The following is a 19410-nucleotide window of genomic DNA, read 5'->3' as shown; positions in this document are numbered from 1 at the left end:
TCAGCCCTGCTCCAATTCGGCCAGGTAGTGCGAGACGGGTCCCACGGTGAGCATTCCGCTTCCGGCGCCGGCTATTTCGGCGGCGGCAGGTAGGAGCGCCGCTCGCGCACGCTCCTTGACTCGACGGTCGCCGACTGCAGTCGCCGCTGCGGCAGTCAAGCACCACAGTGCCTCGGAGAGTAGGTCTTCGGGCGGGTCCGGCAATGCCTCGACGGCCTTCGCTGCTTCGTTCGTCTGCCCCTGTGCGATGAGCAGGTGTGGCCGGGCCCAGGGTTCGTAGGGGCCCCACTGCGTGGTCGGGTCGAAAATCGCCGGCAGTCCCCGCCATACGCGGAGGGCGAGAATTGCGAGAGGGAGTATGCCGTCCGCGAGACCCGGCATGCCGGCATCGGAAAGATTGACCGCCGCAGCTTCGTACAGCTTCTCGCAGTGCGCGGCCTCCGCGCCGGCAGCGGCAGTACGCATAGCGCGAAACCAGGTGGTGAACACCGCTGCCAACGGGCGTTCGTGACGTCCGGCCAATCGATCAACCGTCTCGGAATGTAGCTCGGCTGCATCGAATTGCCCAAGGGCGCTGAGGGCTTGCATGCGGATCAGATGGCCGAGGATCTCGAAGGTAGCCAGGCCGTGTCGAAAGGCGAGGTCGACCAGTTCACGGCCGATGTCGTCGCGCTCGGAGGCCAGACCGTTAGTCCAGAACGTCTGCATGAACAATCCGTTCAGAGCGAAGGCCAGGAGCCCTGGATCGTCGAGAGCGCGACCGATCTGTACTGCGGCACGGGCACATTCGAGACCGTGATGACCGGGCAGTCCGCGCGATTCGAGTGCGATTGTCGCCAACAGTCTCGCCCGAGCGGGTTCGTTGCCGCCCGGAAGTCGATCGAGAGTGCGCTGAGCGGCCTCGACGATCTGCGTAGCCTGCCGAGGATCGTCGGATCGCGTCCAGATCCCGGGCACGTCGTAATTGCCGATGATCCGCGCGGTGAGTTCGACGTCGTCCAATTGTTCAGCGGCGCCGATGATTGTCAGTCGTTGGTTTCGGGCAGTCTCGAGTCCGCTTCCGCCCGCAACTGCCAAACTTCGGAGGAGGCCGACGGTTGACTCCAATCTCGATTTCGATCCTGCCGCTACGGTCCGGTCGTACGCTGCCGAAACCTGACTGAAGATCTGTTCTGCCCCTGCAGGATCCAGGCGGGTTTCCCGGCGGAGAATGTCGGACTCGAGGTCGTTCAGTCGTGGACCAGGGTCGATGCCCAACTCTTCGGCGAGTAACTTCCGTGCGCGACGTAGGACTGCCAGAGCATCGCCTTGACGATCGGACCGGTACAGCGCCAGAGCGAGTAGTCGCCAACCCTCCTCGCGCCAAGGGTGTTCCGTCACGTGGGCATCCAGATCGGGAATCGCTTCGGCAGCTCGCCCGAGATCGAGCTGCGCGGATGCCAAGCGTTCGACGGCAGTCAGACGCAGTTCCTCCAAGCGCGATCGCTCCGTTCGGGCCCAAGGCTCGTCGGCGAACTCCGCGTAGGCCGGCCCTCTCCACAGTTGCAGCGCGGTTCGGAGCAGTTCGAGTGATTGCGCCGGCGTCGAATCTGCGGCTTCTCGCACCAGACTTTCGAATTCCCAAGCGTCGACCGCGTCGGGTGCTGCATGAAAGGCGTAACCGGGCCCTTCGGTGACAATGACTTTCGGCTTCTTTCGCGGCGCGCGATCCGGTTCGAGCGCACGCCTCAAAGCGGAAACGAACGTACGTATTGCGCTGGTAGCGCCGGACGGAGGATCGACCCAGAGGTCGTCGACAATCACGTCCACGGGAACAACACGTCCGCGGGCGACGACGAGACGAGCGAGGACCGCTCGGTGTCGTGGACCCTTCAGATCGATCTGGTGTGAAGACTCGTTCCACGCGACCACGGGTCCGAGCACTCCGAAAGCCGGGGCTTCAAATGTGTGGTCTCGCATTTCCCCACGCTATCGCGCTCATCGAATGCTCATCGACTGCGGCGAAGCTGATTGCCATCACCCCGACCTGCCATCACCCCGACCTGCCATCACCCCGACTAACGAGAGCGATCGATGACTATCACCATTCCAGGCTTCGACTACCAGCAGATTTCCACAGCAGACGGAGTGCGGCTCAACGTCGCGGTCGGCGGAAGCGGAACACCACTCGTCCTTCTGCACGGCTTCCCTCAGACTCACCTCATGTGGCGTCACGTAGCCACTGCCTTGGCGTCGGATCACACCGTCATCTGCCCGGATCTCCGCGGATACGGAGCCAGCGACAAACCGGTCGAGGAAAACCCGGACACCTACTCCAAACGAACAATGGCTGCCGACATCGTCGAGGTGGCGAGGAAATTGGGACACGAGAAGTTCGCCCTCGTCGGCCACGATCGTGGCGCACTGGTTGCCGTCAGAGCGGGGCTGGATCATCCGGATGTGATCACGCAACTCGGCTCGCTGGACGTGCTCCCCACCCTGGATATGTGGGACATCCTGCATGGATCGAATGCTGCTGTGGCGTTCCATCTCTATCTCATGGCTCAGCCACCTGGTCTTCCCGAGCAGATGATCAGCGCCAGCGCCGACGCGTTCTTCGAGTATTTTCTCGACGTGTGGACGCAGAACCGCGAAGCGATTCCGGTAGACGTGCGGGCGGAATACCTGCGCGCCTCACGGGAGGCGGTGCCGTCGATCGTTGCCGATTACCGGGCGTCGGCAGGCATCGACATCGAACACGATCAGTCCGATCGGGAGGCGGGCAACCAACTGCACATGCCCGTCACGGTCATTCAGCAGGACTGGGGCGCGATGCTCGGCTACGACGCCGAGGCCCTGTGGAAAGCATGGGCGCCCGATCTCGAGCACCGCACGCTGTCCGCAGGTCACTTCATGGCAGAAGAGGCGCCTGCCGAAGTGGTCGAGGCGATCCGGACCCTACTCGAGAGGTAGTTTTGACGCTTCTCGGCTGTCGAGGTACTGGCGAGCGCATCACGTGCGTCGCGAATGGACGAGGGGGATCGATGGGTTTCTCGCTGCACTTCATGCGGGTGACGAAGGACGTGCAACTCGATGTTGATCGGGCGGCGGTCGCCGCTTTCCTCGATCAGCACGGGCTGCGCGTGGTCGAGAGCCCGTACGGAGGCGAGATCGTCGACCGTGACGACAGGGCATTGACGATCGACGGGGCCTTCTCCGACCTTCATCTCGACTCGCTCGAGCAGAGCGATCCACTCAGTGGTGGAATCTTCCACGCGACGCTGTCGCCTGCCGAGTGCGCGTTCGTCTACGACCTCTGCGCGGCGGCTGGGTTCCTGATCGTCAACCCTCAGGGTGACCCGACGTTTCTCGTTCCCCAGCGCAATCACGAGCCCGACGACGTTTCCGAGTTGGAGGACGTCGTCTGGGTCGACAGCGCCGAGGAACTGGCGCGGGCGCTCACCGGTGGTTTCCAAGCGTTCCGCGAGTTTCGGGACCGCGTGACAGGACGAGCCGCCGGTGCCGAATGATCGGGGCCCCGTCGGGTCGACGAAGGTCGGGTTCTACCGCTTGACCCCGGCCGCCAAGTCGTCGACGAGAACCTTGGCGGTCAAGGCGTATCCCGCGGCCTTGTAGTAGTCGAAGGGAATCACTCGACCAGCCTGCGCGGCGGGCAGACGCTGCCACGTCGGCGAGGTGTACACGCTGCCGGAGGCGCTGCGATCCAAGGCGAAGATGACGTCGGCTTCTTCGAGACGGTTGAACTGCTCCGATCCGAGCATCACGCGAAGGTCGGGGCCTTCACGGAGCACCTCGAATCCCAGGTCCTCGGCGACGGCGGTGCGGAAATCGTTCTGGAACCACGCGATCTGATCCTCCGCGGCGGCGACGAAGGCAACCTTCTTGCCGGCCATCAGCGGTTCGACGGTCGGGCGGACCTGAGCTACATGGGCGTCGTACTCGGCGAGTACTTCTTCGGCGCGATCGCTGCGCCCGATGCCGGTGAGGAAGTCCGACATGACCTTCCGCCACTCCGGGGTGAAGTCCTTGCCGACGGGCAGGACCGGTGCGATCTGCTGCATCCGGTCGTTGCCGTACGACCCGGTGTCCCACCAGCCGGCGCTGAGGACGAGAAGGTCGGCGCCGAGAGTCGAGATGTATTCGAAGTTGGGATCGGAAGCACCTTCGGCGAAGATCTCGACACCCGTGGCATCCGGGACCTCACGGCGTAGGTGTTCGGCTGCGCCGGTCGGGTAGGCGGTCACCGGGTATCCGGCGAGGATCGACAATTCGAGGCCGTCCCGCGGGTCGAGGGCAACGACGTTCTGCGGGTCCGTCGGAATGATCAGCTTCTCGTCGCCGCGCGTGAACTCGAAGGTCTCCGCGTTCTCGGGCGTCGAACTTTCCGTGCTGCCGCAGGCGGCGAGAAACGCGGCCGCAGCGACGCCCGCGCCGACGCCGAAGAAACCGCGTCGCGTCAGGTTGTCCACGATCGCCCAGTAGTCGCGATCGGTCGTGGAGGGAGAAAGGAGTCGAGTCATGCTTGTTAGGTTAGCCTTAGGGGCTGTCTTCGGGAATGCTGAAACAGCTCCCGCGAACGCCAAGAAATACGGCGAACACGCCAGCACAGAGAGTGTTGTCCGCGTCACCGGCAGGTCTGATTCACAACCCACTTTCGACCTCTGACGTGCATGACGTCACAACCGGCCGCCTCCTCGATCGCGATTTGGCCCTGATCGCGCCGACTATGCTGAGTTGACCAGCAGTACGATTTCGGAGGTTGCAATGCAGATCACCAGCGTCGGCCACGCAGGATTTCACATCCAGACCGAGGCCGGATCCATCCTGTGTGATCCATGGGTGACCCCGACGTATTTTGCGTCCTGGGTGCCGTTCCCCGACAACACAGAGTTGGACTGGGACGCGCTGGGCAATTGCGACTACCTCTACGTCTCGCACCTGCACAAGGACCACTTCGATCCGAAGAATCTGATCGCGCACGTCAACAAGGACGCCACAGTCCTGCTCCCCGATTACCCGGTGCCGGACCTCAAGCGTGAACTCGAGAAGCTCGGCTTCCACAAGTTCTTCGAGACGGAAGACTCCGTCAAGCACACCGTCAGCGGTCCCAAGGGCGATCTCGACATCATGATCATCGCTCTGCGCGCTCCCGCGGACGGTCCGATCGGTGACTCGGGCCTCGTCGTCTCGGACGGGGAAACCACCTGTTTCAACATGAACGACGCCAGGCCCGTCGATCTGGACCCGCTGACCGACGCCTTCGGGAAGGTCGACATCCATCTGCTGCAGTACTCGGGCGCGATCTGGTACCCGATGGTCTACGACATCCCGAAGGGCACCAAGCGCAACTTCGGCAAGCAGAAGCGTCAGCGCGGCATGGACCGCTGCCGCAACTACATCTCCCAGGTCGACGCTGCCTGGGTTGTCCCGTCGGCCGGCCCGCCGGTCTTCCTCGACGACGACCTGCGTTACCTCAACGACGATCACGGCGACGAGGGAAACATCTTCCCCGACCAGATCACGTTCCTCGAGCAGATGCGCATCAACGGCAACGATCGTGGTCTGCTGATGATCCCCGGCTCGGCCGTCGAACTTCGCGGAAGCGAGAAGGTCGCGCTGACGCATCCCATCCCGGACGCAGACGTCGACAAGATCTTCTCCAACAAGGCCGAGTACATCGAGAAGATGGCGCAGAAGATGGCACCGGTCATCGCCGCGCAGAAGGCCACGTGGGCTCCGGCCGAAGGCGAGCCGCTGCTCGACGGTCTCAAGGCCAAGTTCGAGCCGATCATGGCTCAGTCCGATCTGATCTGCGACGGAATCGGCTACCCCGTCGGACTCGTGATGGGAGAGGAGACGGTCGTCCTCGACTTCCCGAAGCGGATCGTTCGTGAGCCCATCGACGGAGAAGGTAAGTACCGCTACGGCTTCCGCATCGCTCCCGAACTGGTTCGCACCGTTCTGCGCGACGACGAGCCCGACTGGGTCAACACCATCTTCCTGTCGACACGCTTCACGGCGTGGCGCATCGGTGGGTACAACGAATTCCTCTACACGTTCTTCAAGTGCCTCACCGACGAGCGCATCGCGTACGCCGACGGCTGGTTCGCCGAGGCCCACGACGACAGCGCGTCTATCGAGTTGGGCGGGTACGAGATTCAGCGTCGTTGCCCCCACCTCAAGGCTGACCTGTCGAAGTTCGGTGTTGTCGACGGCACCAACCTCACCTGCGATCTGCACGGCTGGCAGTGGGATCTCGAGACCGGCCGCTGCAAGACGTCCAAGGGCCACGAGCTGCGCACCAGCAAGCTGAGCTGAACCGAGCTCGTCGGGTGACGGGATACAGCAGGTCGCTGATCGGCCTGGCGACAGCGCTCGCCGGGTTGGCCGGTTACGTCGACGCGCTCGGATTCATCACGCTCGGTGGGCCTTTCGTTTCGTTCATGAGCGGCAACATGACGCAGGCGAGCGTCGCATTTGCCGACGGGGTGTGGTCGACCGCGCGGGTGGCCGGCGGCATCATCGTGCTCTTCCTTCTGGGAATCGCGCTGGGAACCGTCGTCACCCACTTCACGGAGCGCTATTCGGTCCGGGCCCGCAAGGTCACGGTGCTCGCGGTTGTAGCCGGGCTGCTGGCCATCGGTTCGGTGATGAGCAGCCTCGACGTCACTCCCGGCGCGATCTCGGCGATGGCCTTGGCGATGGGAGCCGTCAACTCGGTGTTCCAGCGCGACGGCGAGGTGACGATCGGTGTCACGTACATGACCGGTGCGCTGGTCAAGATGGGCCAGCGTCTGACCGGAGCCTTTCTGGGTGGCCCGAAGTGGGCGTGGCTGCAGCACTTCGGGATGTGTGCCGGGTTGATCGCGGGCGCGGTGGTCGGTGCGCTCGTTCATCGGTGGATCGGTCTTCACGCTCTGTGGCCCGCATCGGCGTTCACGGTTGTTCTGATCGCCGTCGCGTGGCGGGTCTCGCCCCCGTCTCCGGCAAAGGTGTAGAAAGAGCCAGACACAAATCCGGGGGTACAGGGGGACGCAGTGGACGCTCTGATCATCGTGGTGCTCGGTCTGCTCGGAATCGTCGCGGCCTCGACGCTCGGAGCGCGGATCGGAGTCGCAGCACCGTTGATTCTGGTGATGGCCGGGATCGTTGTCAGCCTCTTACCATTTGTCCCAGCAGTGGACATCGACCCGGAATGGATTCTGGCAGGCGTGCTTCCGCCACTGCTGTACTCCGCCTCGGTCTCGATGCCGTCGATGGAGTTTCGGCGTGAGTTCGGTGCCATCGGTGGGCTTTCCGTTCTGCTCGTGGTCGTGAGTGCGCTTGTTCTCGGTGTGTTCTTCTCCTGGGTGATACCAGGACTCGGTATCTGGTGGGGCATTGCACTCGGTGCGATCGTGAGCCCGACGGATGCCGTCGCGACGTCCATCGTCAAGAAACTCCCGGTCTCGCCGCGGGTGGTGTCGATCCTCGAAGGCGAAAGCCTGCTCAACGACGCCACCGCTCTGGTTCTGTTGCGTACTGCCATCGCCGGGGCCGCCGCATCGGTGTCGCTGTGGAGTGTGTTGGGCAAGTTCGCTTTTGCCGTCGTCGTGGCCGCGGTCATCGGAGTTGTCGTCGGCAAGGTCAACCTGATGGTTCGCGCCCGTGTCACCGATTCGACGGTCAACACGGTCATCTCGTTCACGGTGCCGTTTCTGGCGGCGATCCCCGCCGAAGAGTTGGGTGCGTCAGGATTGGTTGCTGCCGTCGTGGCCGGGCTCGTCACCGGCTACGACGCTCCTCGGAAGCTGTCACCGCGACACCGGTTGTCCGACTCCCAGAACTGGCGCACAGTCGAATTGGTTCTCGAAGGTGCGATCTTCCTGGTGATGGGCCTTGAACTCTCGTCGATAGTCGACGATGTCCGGGTCGACCACGAGGGCATATCCACGGCGGTCTTCGTGGCGGCGGGTGCACTGTTCCTCACGATCTTGGTGCGGGCTCTGTACGTGGCCCCGCTCCTGCGAGCGCTCCAAGCGCGGGCGAATTTTCGTGAACGCATGAAACCCAGACTCTCCGACATCGCGAATCGCCTCGACAATCCCGAGGATTACCCGCCAGACGAACGACGCAGCAGGCGCCGGGCACCTTCGGCGAATCAGATGGAAAGGTTCAAGGTTCGGGTTCGGCGGACGGTTGCCGATATCGACTACTACCTTGCTGCGCCGTTGGGATGGCGTGAAGGCACGATCGTCATCTGGGCCGGCATGCGCGGGGCGGTCACTCTGGCTGCAGCGCAGACTCTGCCGGAAGACACCCCGAGTCGATCGCTCCTGATCTTGGTTGCGTTCCTGGTGGCAGCAGGCTCGTTGATCCTTCAGGGAGGAACGTTGAAGCGCGTCGTAGTGGCGACCGGTCCGGCCTCGCAGGATCTCACCGAATCCGAACTAGACGAGCATCGCAGGTTGCTCGACCTCCTCGAAGATGCTGCTGCGAGTGTCGTTCCGCCAGAGGGTCGGTCGAAGAAGAGGATCCGCCTCGACGTGATCGACGCGCAGCGTCAGGCACTGCTCGACGCACGTGACGATGGCGTGTTCGACGCACGGATGCTCGGATCGGCACTTGCCGCGCTGGATGCCGATCAGATCAGCCTCGAACTCAAGGGCGGTCCGGACGGTTGATCACGTGCACAGTCTCTTTCGAGCGGACGTCATCATTGCCCGCGTGATCACGCCGTGCAGTACCTGAACGGGTGCGAAGTAGATTCGGCCCGCGCGGTTCTTCAGCTCCACGGCGGTGACGACGTGCAGGAGGCCGGCGTCGTTGTCGGCCTGAACCGAGGCGACGAATCGTAGGTGTTTCTCGTCCGCTTCGATGAGGGCCTCGCCGTCGGCGATCTTGTCGACGGCAAAGGTGTCGGGGCGTCCCTTGGCGATGCCGAGCAGTCCGACTATCCGCTCCCTGAGCCAGAACATCGCGAGGACGGGTGCGGGGACATTCCTGACGTCGAAGACTGCCTGCGCCCACTCCTCGGATGTATGGGTCGGAACAGACGGGATGGTGATCGTGGTGGCTTCTGCCCAGTCCGGTGCAGGCATTGCCTTGAAAGCGAGTGTCATTTCGTCCTCCGTACGGTGCCGTATGGAACTTATCCATACGGTACCGTACGGAGGTGACGAATGCCCGCGCCCGACTCTCTCGCGACCAGTGGATCGATGCAGCTTTCCAGGCTCTGGCAAGCCATGGGCCTGATGCAGTTGCAGTGGAAAAGGTGGCGCGCACGCTCGGATCGACCAAGGGTTCCTTTTATTGGCACTTCGCCAACCGCGACGAATTGCTGCAAGCTGCGCTCGGCCGGTGGGAAGTTTTGGCAACCGAGAGACTGATCTCCTCCGTCGAGTCCTCTGGTGAACCGGCGGAGGTGAGGTTGCGTCGTCTGGTGGATTCGGTCACGACCGGATTGGCCGGTCGCCGTGCGGAGTTGGAACTGCTTGCCGGGATCGGCCATCCTTTGGTTTCGGCGGCGGTTCGACGTGTCACCGAGCGTCGAGTTACCTACATCGTGACGTTGTTGGTCGATCTGGGGATGGACAGGCAGAAAGCGGAACATCGTGGCGTACTTGCCTATTCGATGTACCTGGGGCAGATGCAATTGGTGCACAGTGCGCCCGATGTGGTTCCTGGCAGCGGTGCGGACGCTCAGGCGCTCGCCGACGAGTTCGTGAACATGGTTCTGGCCAGGTAAGTCCGCCGTCGAACGCAGCGTGATCTGCGCATCACCCTGCGCTTTCAGGTGAGGGACCACACATTGCGCGTAACCCATAGTTACAGATACTTTGAGGTCAGCTGAAGTGGGGTGCCGGATATGTCGACATTTCCCGGAGGCGCAAAACCGTTTCACGACAGGAAGAAAGGTGACTCACCATGAGCGTTGTGCTTATTTCGTTGCTGGTCGCCGCTGGACTCACCGTGCTGGCCACCAGTGACGGTGCCGGTCTGGACTTCGGGAGTCGGCAGCTGAACCGCCAGTTGAAGACCCGCACGCACCGGTAACCCCGGAAATCGGCCGGCTCCACGCCATACTTCGCGGAGCCGGCCGATTGCGTTGCTCCGGTCAGTTCACTCCGAGATCTACCAGCCAGGCCCGGGTGCTGCGGGCGACGATGCCCAAGGCAACGGCAGAACCCGTCGCGGAGTCGAACGCGACGCTGTCGGCAGATTCGAGTCCCGTGTAGAGCTGGGAAACCCCGGCTGCTGCGCCCCCTCCGATGATCGGCGCAATCGACGCACCGAAGGCATCGGGCGTCACGGCTTCGAAAGTTACCGCGCGCGAGAAGTGTTCGGCGAATGCCTCGGCGAGTTCGATGCCGGTGATCGCCGGAATCTGTCCGATGTCGACCGCGTCCGGTGCTACGTCGAGAGTCAGGGCCGCAACGGCTGCATCAGCGACGTCGAGATGTGAACTCCATGCGACCGCGAGATCGGCACGCAGTGGGTAACGCAGGACCCCTTCGTCTTTCACCCCCGACAGCACGGTGGGCAGAAGAAGATTCTCGAGGAACAAACGCGGGGTCAGGACGGTCACCGCGATACCTTCGGCGCGGAGTCCGTCGACGAGCTCGGAGAGAACGGGTGTGTTGGGACCGGCAAGCGGCGAAGTAGCGTCGCGGGTCACCGTGCCGCTGGTAGAGATCACGAACCGCGAAGGACGTGTCACTCTTGCTACTGCCAGAACGTTGTGGGCGTAACCAGCTAGCGTCTCGGTGTCACCGGCGAGTGGCAGGTGGAAGAACACCCCGTCTACCCCGCGATAAGCGTCGGCGAGAGAGTCGACTGACGCATTGTCCGCGACGACGGTGTTCGCACCCTCGAACGTCTGATCGGGGTTGCGGGTGATTGCTCGGACTTCGGCACCTGTCGATCCGGCGAGAGCCGCGACCAATCCCGCGAGAACGGGAGAACCCTGTGCGCCGGTGGCGCCATGCACTGTGTAAGTCATGACGCCTATAGTTCAGATTGGGAACCAGTTACTTCAAGTGAACTAATGGGGAATCGATGAGTGAATCAGGTCACGTGCTTCCGGAGTGCGGCGTCGCGCGCTTTCTGCTGGTTCTGGACGGACCGTGGGCAACGCTGATCGTTCGTGAGCTCACGCACGGCCCGATGCGCTTCACGGAACTACGACGCGCATTGCCCGGCATCAGTCCCAGGACACTTTCCGCCAGGCTCAAGCGATTCGAGGAGTTCGATCTGGTGACCCGGACTGCCTACGCCGAGGTGCCGCCGCGAGTGGAGTACGAACTCACCGCGACGGGGATGGAACTGCGCTCCGTGCTCGAAGCGATGGTCGAGTGGGCGGATCTGGCACTCCCCGTTTCGTGACCCTGCCCTCAGCGCGGGCCCGAAAGTCCAACCCGCAGAGCGCCGCAGGCCTCGAACATCGCATCTTGACCGGTATGGCCGACACCGGTGGTGTTGACGAAGGCATGGATCAATCCACTGTGACGCCTGAGTGCAACCGGGACTCCGGCCTCTCGCAGCCGGTCCGCGTATTCCTCACCCTCGTCGCGTAGTGGGTCGAAACCGGCGACGGCAACGTACGCGGGCGGTAGGCCGGCCAGGTCCGGAGTGAGCAGCGGTGAGACTCGCGGGTCGAGAGCCGAAGCGCCGCCCGACAGGTAATGGGCTGCATACCAGTCGAGTTGGGCGTCGGTGAGAAAGAAGTCGGTGCCGAACATCTTGTGCGAAGGGCGCTTCGACGAAAGGTCCACCCAGGGGAAGAAGAGCAGTTGGAATACTGGTTTGACGTCGTCTTCGGTCGTGGACTGCGCGACGACGGCAGCCAAGTTCCCACCCGCGCTGTCTCCGCCTACCGCAATGGATTTCGGATCTGCACCCAGATCTGTGGCATGCTCGACGCAGTACCGGAATGCGGCGACGGCGTCATCGACCCCGGCGGGGAACGGGAACTCCGGTGCTAACCGGTAGTCCACCGACAACACACTGACCTCGCCGTGGCGGGCCAGGAAGCGGCACACACTGTCGCCGCTCTCGAGGCTGCCGAGGACGAACCCGCCGCCGTGGAAGTACACCAAAAGTGGAGCGGGCGTTGAGACTCCGGCCGGGCGATACAGCCGAGCCGGAATCGCGTGATCCCCGGCCGGGATCTCGAGGTCACGTACCGTCTCGATGTCGATGGGCGTACCGCCGAACAGTCGCGATTCGGCGTCGATCTGAGCCCGTCCCTCTTCGACCGGAAGATGCTCGAAGCTCGTACCTTCGACCGCTGAGAGCAATCTCAGCGCAAGCTGGATCTCGGGGTGCAGAGTCTGCCCGTCGATCTCCTTCGGCTTGCCACCGAGAATGCGCTGCGCGCCGGTCGGTAAGGCGCCGACGACATCGAGCACCACCCGCGCAACACGATCTTGGACAGACATCTTCTCCGTGGACATACTCGCCTTCCGTCGGCTGATCACCCGTCGCTTGTACGTTACGAAAGAACCGGACAAATATCCAGGAATCTCGGCGCTCGCGGTCAGCTTGCCGGCGTCACCGTGACTGTGACGGGGCCCGCGTCGTCCGCGGTTTCCACTGTGAGAAGCCGGCTTTGGGGGTTCCAGTTCACGATGTCGGCGCCCGCGACGTCGACGCCGCCGGGAAAGCCGCTCTCGGGTAGATAGATCTCGGTCGGTGCCGTTACCGCGGGGTTCGGGGTGAACGTCAGCTGAAGGCGGTCAACGGTCGAGGACCATTCGGTGGGTGTGCCCGCGACGGCACGCGGATACGGCTTGTTCAGGGTGTCGACGAGGAGTGTCTGCGATCCGTCCGGCAGGTACGGGCCCCAAGGACCTGGATCACTGGACCAGTAGGAGACACCCGCGCCGAGGTCTCGGGCGGTCGTGTAGACGCGGTCGATGTAGTCGGTTGCGCCGGGCAGTGTTGTGTCGAGCCCGAATTCGCCGAGAATGATCGGAACGCCGCCGAGTACGTTGCCTGCGATGTGTTCGACGCTGTCGCGCCAGGTGTCGATGGTCGCGTCGGTGAGTGTGCGTGAGAGGCCGGAGTATCCGTCACCGAGGTCGAGGGGCAGCGGGTACAGGTGTGGGCAGTAGGCGATTCGCTGTTCGCCGGCTCGTGGGTCGTTGATCTTCGTGAGCCCGCTGGGGACACCTTGGTTGACGCCGACGGCCTGCGGGGCCACACACACCCAGCTGTCCTGATCAACTTCCCTGATGGCGTTGGTGGTTCGCTGATACAAGGCAGCGAGGGGCCCACCTTCGAAGGCGGGGCCTTGGAGGGAACCGCCCCACGGCTCGTTCATCAGGTCGTATGCCACGACGGTGTCATTGCCTGCAAAACGTTCGGCCACCGCCTGCCAGGCGTTCGCGTAGTGCTCGACCAGTTCGGGGTGTTGGCCGGTGGTGTTCCAGAAGTTGTCGAATGCGCGCATCACGCCGGGTTGGACGTAGTACAGCTCCCAGCGGTCTTGAGGGCTGACCGGAAGGCCGTCCATGTAGGTCGCCCAGGCCGGTGCGCCGTTGCCGATGTTGCCGGCGCCGTTGCCGCTGTTGCCCTCTGGTGTGATCGCGCCGGAGTAGACGTCCTGATGCATGTCGAGCATGACCTTGTACCCGCGTTCGGCGTACCAGCTGACCCGGTCCTCGACGCGGTCCAGATATTTCTGGTCGTACTGTCCCGGCTCTGGCTCCACCGAACGCCAGGAGATCAGGAAACGCACGAAATTTGTTCCCATGTCGGCATGTTCGCGCTCGAGATCGGCTTCGGTGAACTTCGGCATGCCGTCGGGTGCGCTTTTTGCGCTCGACGCCGTGTTGAACCCTCGCAGGATCAAGGAGCGCCCGGCGTCGTCGGTCAGGTACGACGGTGGCACCGACGTGCCATCGGCGCTCCCCGACGTGGGCAGGCTGCCCTGAGCCGCGGCAATTCCGCCGCCCAGTATCAGTGAGCCCGCGACTATCAGTGCTGAGAGCGGGATACGACGCACGGAAACTCCTTCTGGGTGTGTGGATGGATTGACCTGTCCGAATGGGGATTCGGCCCTGGGCTTGAACGCTCGGTGTCGATTCACGTCGGTTGGCTTACACTGGTCCGCCCGTTTTCGATGTGTCCGACGAGCACGCGCTTGAATTCAGGATCTTCGTCGACCGTCACGGTGGCCTGATACCAGCCGTCCACCGAACGCACCGTCCACTGAGAGTGTGCACCGGCAGCGAGTTTGCGTCGGTTTCCGTCCACATTGACCGTCAGTGCACGACTTCCGGAATTGGTCGCCGTCAGTACAAGCGTGCGCGTCCCTGCGTCGACAGTTGTCGAGACCTCGAGCGAAGCTGCCGCACTGTCTGTAGCTCCGCTGAACTCGCGCCTGAAACCGTTGGGACCCAACAGGGTCAGGCTGTAGACGCGATCACTGAGCGCAACGGTGTCGTCGACCTCGCCGACGACGTCGTAATGCCGTGGCTCGTCGAACTCACCTGCGTACGGGTACATGGCCAGGTGCGTTGATGCGGCGCCGGTATTGGCCAGATGGACCGCCAACGAGCCGGTTTCCGGGTTCACCGTCGTGTAGGCGTCGGGCTGATAGGGAAGTGCCCGTGCTGGTCTAGTGCCGTTCTCCTGCAGAGGCATTCTCTGTTCGGTGGGCGGGGTCGGTGTCCACCGCGGTTCCAGCGGCGGAGTGGGTTGCGGGCGCGCCAACGTCGGTCGACTACGCGGGTTGGCGAAGTCGAACGCCGACGTCAGGTCGCCACTCACCGTGCGTCGCCACGGGTCGATTTCCGGCTGCGTGATTCCGAACCGCTTCTCCAGGAATTGCGTGACGGACGTGTGGTCGAACACTTGTGAACAAACGAAACCGCCAACAGTCCACGGCGAGATGATCGTCATCGGCACCCGCGGGCCGAGACCGAGCGGCTGATTACCGACCCATTCGGCTTCGACCGAGCGCGGCGGTCGAGGTGGCGGTACATGGTCGAAGTACCCGTCGTTCTCGTCGAAGTTGACGATCACGGCCGTCTTCGTCCACAGATCCGGATCGGACGCGATGGCGTCGAGTACTTGATAGAGCAGTGTTGCGCTCGCTGCCGGTGACGAACCCGATGGGTGCTCCGAATCCACCTCGGACGGAACGAGATAGCTGACTTGCGGCAGTCGACCGGACTCGACGTCTTTCCTGAACTCGGCAGCCAGTGTGCCGGGCCGGGATCGGTACAGCGCGCGATCGTAGAGTTGGCGATCAGCAGGCGACAGTTGGTCTGCGGCATTCGCGAGGGCCAGTACCGCTGCGTCCTGGACCGGCGCCGGCATCGACGGCAGGGCGAGATAGAACCCGGCCAAGGTCTGGATTTCGTAGGGGAGCAGGCTCGGCCGGCCAAGCAGCCCTGCCGCCACTTTCTTGAAGGCGGTGAAGTATTCGAGGTTGTTGTCTCCGAAGTTGTCCCACTCCTGGTAGGTCTTCCAGGAAATGCCGGCGGACTGCAACCGCTCGGGGACCGTCGTCCATCCGTAACCGGCGTGCCAGGGGTTGTAGGCCGCGTTGGTTACAGCTCTTCCCCCGGGACCGGGTGGATCCGAAGGCAGGACCGACTCGGTTGGATTCGGCGAAAGTGGCTCGTATCCCGTGTATCCAGAGACCCAATAGTTCCGGTTGGGGCTCGTGGACGTCGGAACGGAGCAGTGGTAGGCGTCGCAGATCGTGAACGCGTCCGCCAGTTCGTAGTGAAAGGGAATGTCTTGCCGGTCGTAGTAGGCCATCGTCGTGCCGGTTTTTGCCGCGATCCAACCGTCGTGCCAGCCGTCGGCGAGTGCGGCATGTCCGCCCGCCCAGCTGTGGTCGAGTCCGGTCACGTTCTGGGTGTCCATGCGTTGCGCCGCAGCCGAATCGCGGATAGGGAAGGGGAGCACAGGACCGGTAGGCCCGGGTTGTTCGAAGACGCTGTGGCCGCCGCGCAGACGCAGCGCATTCGGATCCCCGAATCCGCGAACACCCCTCAGTGCGCCGTAGTAGTGATCGAAAGATCGGTTCTCCTGCATGACGAGGACAACATGCTCGATCGAATCGAGCCCGCCGGAGTTGACGGGTGTCGCCAGTACACGCTGAAGCGACGGCGGGAGAAGGGAAGTAGCGGCGACTGCAGTTGCACCGACCCCGGCGGCGAGAAACGACCGTCGAGAAAGAGAATTCCTGGACACTTGTGCTCCATCGATAAATCAATCAGTTCTATGACCACGGCCGCAACAGGCTGCTGCCGCTGCTCCGAATCGGTGCAGCGGCAACAGCGTCGAGAAGAATTCGATCAGGAACCGAAGAGACCGCCCAGTGAACCGAGGCTGCCCGAACCGCCGTTCCCGCCGTCGTCAGGCGCAGCAGAAACCTTGACGACGGATTCGTCCGACGCGGACTGTGTGAATCCACTTCGCCCGGCGTATGACGCCTTGATCCGATGATCGCCCGTCGATGCGAAAGTGTGCGTCAGTCGCGCCACTCCATCGACTCCGACGACAACGGGCTGTCCGATGGGTTGGTCGCCGTCGTAGAACTGAACCGAGCCCCCGCCGGGGTTGGGGGTGACCGTCGCGGACAGTTCTGCCGCGCCATTCTGCTTGGTCGTCGCGGGAGCTGCCAGTGAGGTCGAGGTGGTGACATCGGACGGTGCGGGATCAGACACGGTGACCGTTTGAGCGGATGCCATCGACGGCATGAATCCTGTTGCGCCGGAGTAGTAGGCCGAGACGGCATGAGATCCAGCCGAGGTGAAGGCATGTTCCAGAGTGGCTTTGCCGTCAGCGCCCACCGGGATCGGAGCGCCGATATCTGCAGCGCCGTCCTTGAACTGGAGAGTGCCACCGGCGGGTGTCGGCGTGACCTGCGCCCTCAGCGACACCGATATGCCCGTCTTCGCATCGGTAGGAACGTTCACGGCAGTGTCGGTCTGCTTGACGACAGGTGCGGCAGTCACCGTGACCATTGCCTCGGTCGAGTTGGAACTCTGGAATCCGTTGACTCCCTGGAACGTTGCGGAGACCCGCGCGGTTCCGGCGGTGAAGAAGGTATGCGGTAGCCGGGCAGTGCCGTCGGCGCCCGGAGTGACCGGTGTACCGACGTCGGCGCCGTCCACCCTGAACTGCACGTTTCCGTTGACCGGAGCCGGATCCACCTTTGCGACAAGCTCGGTCGGTGTGCTGGCTTGGATCGAGCCGGGCATCTGGATTGTGGTGGTTGTCGGTTGGCTGACGTAGATGGTGGTCAGGGCCTGCCCACCGGCGTTGAGGCCGGAGTTCCTGTTGTCCCGCGGGGAGCAGTTGTAGCGCTCCCAGTAGTTGACTGTGAAGACATCCTTTTCGCGCTGGACGAATGTGAGCGCATTTCGGTCGTCGTCGTAGTTGGCGGAACCGGGATCGGAAACCCTCAGCGAAGGCTTGATCTCGGTACCGGCCGCACCAGCTTTGACCGTGACGTCGACTGCGGGGAGTCGGAACTTGGTGTTGGCACCGACGATGATGCCGTCACTCGATCGAACTGCGGAGGACGGACCGTTTCCGGTGGTTCGATTCGATCCGGAGATACGCAGGTGCGTACCGGATGCCGATGGATTACCGCCGTCGTCGATCCGTGTGACTGTCGGAGTGGCACTGTCGGATCCGAGGCCGTACGCACTGTCCGCCACAAGCTGGGAACTCACGAATTCGACGCCGGACGGGATGTCGAAGTCGTACTTGATCCGGGCCCAATGCACGACTCCACGGCTGGCATGGCCGCCGCTGTTTGTCTTCATCTCGTTCGGCTGCACGCGGTAGGTGACGGTCTCACCTGGTGCCGCGGTGGTCGGCGCGGTGATGGTGACTCCCGAGCCGAGTGTCTCGTTGAACGTGATCGGGCTTGCCACACCGTCCATCTCGCGCACATGGCATGCAGTTGTGAAGGCCACGCTCTTGGTCTCGGGGGCAGCCGAGGCGATCCCGCCGCCGACGATGGAGAACAAGCCGCCGGCCAGTACCGAGACGGTTGCAATCGCAGAGCCGCGTAGGAGTTTCGAGTTCATCGTCGAATCCTGGTTTCTGTTCACAGTTTTCACGACCCGAATCCGGGGGTGCCGAGGCTGCCGAGGCTACCGGTGCCAGGCTCGGGCTCGGACGGTTCGACGACGTTGATCGTCACGGCGCCCGACATCGACTCCATGAAACCGGCCGATCCCGTGTAGTACGCCGTGATGTTGTGGTCGCCCGCTGTTGTCATCGTGCGGTTGGCCTTCGCGACGCCGTTGACGACGGCCACCGGAGCGCCGAGGTCAACCCCTCCGTCGCGGAACTGCACTGTTCCTCCCGACGGCCACGGAGTGACCGTTGCCGTCAACTCCACGGAGTCACCGACGACAGCTTTACCGGGTGCGTCGATTCGCGTCTGTGTCTGAGCGAGGCTGGAGTCGACGTTGATCACGGCGAGCGGCCGGCCGCCGGCGTTCAATCCGGCCGAACGATTGTCGCGTGGTGAGCAATTGGTGGTCAGCCAGTATTTGACGCCGCCGAGCAGGGTTTCCTGTTGCAGGAAGGTCAGGTAGTTGGCGGCACTGTCGTAGGAACCGGAGTTGGTGTCGGACACGCGGAGCATGGGCTTGATCTGGGTTCCCACAGCCCCTGACGTGACGGTGACGTCGACTGCCGGGAGCTGGAACGTCTTTCCTCCACCGACCTCGATTCCGCCGCCGCCGTTGTCGTCGGTGTTGGGTCCGTTGCCCGCCGTGATGTTGTTGCCGGAGATACGAAGATGCGCCCCATTCGGATCGGGTGAACCGGCATCGTTCACCCGCGTGATCGTCGGGGCGACCCCACCCAGATTCGAGCTGGTGCCGGCCACGATCTGCGCCCCCACGTAGGAGGTGCCTGCAGGGATGTCGAAATCGAACTTGAGACGCGTCCAGTTCACGACGGACCTGAGGTCGTAACCGTCCTTGGGGACCGTCATCGGCTTGGGCGCGAGGCGGTATGTGAAGGTGGAGTTCGGCGGGACCACGGCCGGCGCACTGATCGTGACGCCGGAATCACGCGTCTCGTTGTGCGTGATCGGTCCGGGGAACTGCCACCCGTGGCACGATGCCGTGAACGGAAGGTCCACATCAGCGGCGGACGAGGCTCCGGCTCCGCCGATCACGAGGGCAACGCATCCGGTCAACGACGCGGCCACCCCCACTCCTCGGCGCATCAACGTCGACACCATTCACATTCTCCTTGAGTAGCGCTCGACAAGATCGAGCTCTCGGCTTGAAGCCGGGTCTGGGAACCGGCCTCGAGCTGACAGAGAATCGAATACGTCTCGTCGTTTGCTCACCACCAGCTCAAACCCTGGAGAGGAGTAGAACACAGAGCGAGCCGCAGAATATGCGATTCGGACAAATTGTTGGACAAACGTCCAAC

The 19410-nt window shown here is 63.2% G+C and carries 17 protein-coding genes; 8 read left to right on the top strand and 9 right to left on the bottom strand.

The window, feature by feature from the left end; translation table 11 throughout:
• Window positions 1–1959: a BTAD domain-containing putative transcriptional regulator gene (locus tag ACBG85_RS27335; protein ID WP_333822053.1), complete on the bottom strand. Its 1959-nt coding sequence runs from the start codon at window positions 1957–1959 to the stop codon at window positions 1–3.
• A gap of 114 nt (window positions 1960–2073) precedes the next feature.
• On the opposite strand from ACBG85_RS27335, the gene ACBG85_RS27330 reads away from it, so the two are divergent.
• Both ACBG85_RS27330 and ACBG85_RS27325 read left to right on the top strand, forming a co-directional pair.
• Window positions 2074–2952 (top strand): alpha/beta fold hydrolase, encoded by an 879-nt coding sequence (locus tag ACBG85_RS27330; RefSeq protein WP_165638464.1) that lies wholly within the window; start codon window positions 2074–2076, stop codon window positions 2950–2952.
• 71 nt (window positions 2953–3023) lie between these two features.
• Window positions 3024–3509: a hypothetical protein gene (locus tag ACBG85_RS27325; protein WP_042922885.1), complete on the top strand. Its 486-nt coding sequence runs from the start codon at window positions 3024–3026 to the stop codon at window positions 3507–3509.
• Window positions 3510–3542: 33 nt separating this feature from the next.
• On the opposite strand, the gene ACBG85_RS27320 is transcribed toward ACBG85_RS27325, so the two are convergent.
• A complete protein-coding gene (locus ACBG85_RS27320; protein ID WP_003942949.1) occupies window positions 3543–4520 on the bottom strand; it encodes an ABC transporter substrate-binding protein in 978 nt (325 codons plus the stop codon).
• Between the two features lie 244 nt (window positions 4521–4764).
• On the opposite strand from ACBG85_RS27320, the gene ACBG85_RS27315 reads away from it, so the two are divergent.
• Genes ACBG85_RS27315 through ACBG85_RS27305 form a run of 3 tightly spaced genes read left to right on the top strand, consistent with a single transcriptional unit; the run spans window position 4765 to window position 8663 of the window.
• On the top strand, window positions 4765–6318 hold the full coding sequence (locus ACBG85_RS27315) for an MBL fold metallo-hydrolase (protein ID WP_003942885.1): 1554 nt from the start codon (window positions 4765–4767) through the stop codon (window positions 6316–6318).
• A 14-nt stretch (window positions 6319–6332) separates the two neighbouring features.
• Window positions 6333–6998, top strand: a complete 666-nt coding sequence (locus ACBG85_RS27310) for a YoaK family protein (protein ID WP_054781194.1) — start codon at window positions 6333–6335, stop codon at window positions 6996–6998.
• A 39-nt stretch (window positions 6999–7037) separates the two neighbouring features.
• Entirely contained in the window at window positions 7038–8663 is a 1626-nt protein-coding gene (locus ACBG85_RS27305) for a sodium:proton antiporter (protein WP_054781195.1), read from the top strand.
• On the opposite strand, the gene ACBG85_RS27300 is transcribed toward ACBG85_RS27305, so the two are convergent.
• Window positions 8664–9101: a DUF2867 domain-containing protein gene (locus tag ACBG85_RS27300; protein ID WP_007730272.1), complete on the bottom strand. Its 438-nt coding sequence runs from the start codon at window positions 9099–9101 to the stop codon at window positions 8664–8666.
• 53 nt (window positions 9102–9154) lie between these two features.
• Here ACBG85_RS27300 and ACBG85_RS27295 point away from each other — a divergent pair, with 53 nt between their 5' ends.
• On the top strand, window positions 9155–9727 hold the full coding sequence (locus ACBG85_RS27295; RefSeq protein ID WP_218695656.1) for a TetR/AcrR family transcriptional regulator: 573 nt from the start codon (window positions 9155–9157) through the stop codon (window positions 9725–9727).
• 179 nt (window positions 9728–9906) lie between these two features.
• Window positions 9907–10035, top strand: a complete 129-nt coding sequence (locus ACBG85_RS27290; protein WP_003943237.1) for a hypothetical protein — start codon at window positions 9907–9909, stop codon at window positions 10033–10035.
• A 61-nt stretch (window positions 10036–10096) separates the two neighbouring features.
• On the opposite strand, the gene ACBG85_RS27285 is transcribed toward ACBG85_RS27290, so the two are convergent.
• Window positions 10097–10981 carry an SDR family oxidoreductase gene (locus ACBG85_RS27285; protein WP_372025544.1) on the bottom strand — a complete coding sequence of 295 codons (885 nt, stop codon included), beginning with the start codon at window positions 10979–10981 and terminating at the stop codon, window positions 10097–10099.
• 56 nt (window positions 10982–11037) lie between these two features.
• Here ACBG85_RS27285 and ACBG85_RS27280 point away from each other — a divergent pair, with 56 nt between their 5' ends.
• Window positions 11038–11364, top strand: coding sequence for a helix-turn-helix domain-containing protein (locus ACBG85_RS27280; protein WP_019745900.1), 327 nt, complete (start codon window positions 11038–11040; stop codon window positions 11362–11364).
• A gap of 8 nt (window positions 11365–11372) precedes the next feature.
• On the opposite strand, the gene ACBG85_RS27275 is transcribed toward ACBG85_RS27280, so the two are convergent.
• The 5 genes from ACBG85_RS27275 to ACBG85_RS27255 form a co-directional block, all read right to left on the bottom strand.
• Window positions 11373–12434, bottom strand: coding sequence for an alpha/beta hydrolase (locus ACBG85_RS27275; RefSeq protein WP_372025542.1), 1062 nt, complete (start codon window positions 12432–12434; stop codon window positions 11373–11375).
• An 83-nt stretch (window positions 12435–12517) separates the two neighbouring features.
• Entirely contained in the window at window positions 12518–13987 is a 1470-nt protein-coding gene (locus ACBG85_RS27270) for a cellulase family glycosylhydrolase (protein ID WP_372025540.1), read from the bottom strand.
• 80 nt (window positions 13988–14067) lie between these two features.
• A complete protein-coding gene (locus ACBG85_RS27265; RefSeq protein ID WP_372025539.1) occupies window positions 14068–16191 on the bottom strand; it encodes a phosphocholine-specific phospholipase C in 2124 nt (707 codons plus the stop codon).
• A 104-nt stretch (window positions 16192–16295) separates the two neighbouring features.
• Complete coding sequence (locus ACBG85_RS27260; protein WP_372025537.1) at window positions 16296–18041, bottom strand: Ig-like domain-containing protein; 1746 nt, start codon at window positions 18039–18041, stop codon at window positions 16296–16298.
• Window positions 18042–18070: 29 nt separating this feature from the next.
• Complete coding sequence (locus ACBG85_RS27255) at window positions 18071–19213, bottom strand: Ig-like domain-containing protein (protein ID WP_063315478.1); 1143 nt, start codon at window positions 19211–19213, stop codon at window positions 18071–18073.
• Window positions 19214–19410 lie beyond the last annotated feature (197 nt).

The sequence above is a fragment of the Rhodococcus sp. NyZ502 genome (assembly GCF_041464245.1).
Classification (GTDB): Bacteria; Actinomycetota; Actinomycetes; order Mycobacteriales; family Mycobacteriaceae; genus Rhodococcus_F; species Rhodococcus_F qingshengii.
Note: the sequence above shows the minus strand (reverse complement) of the source record. Positions and strands in the feature narration are given on the sequence as shown.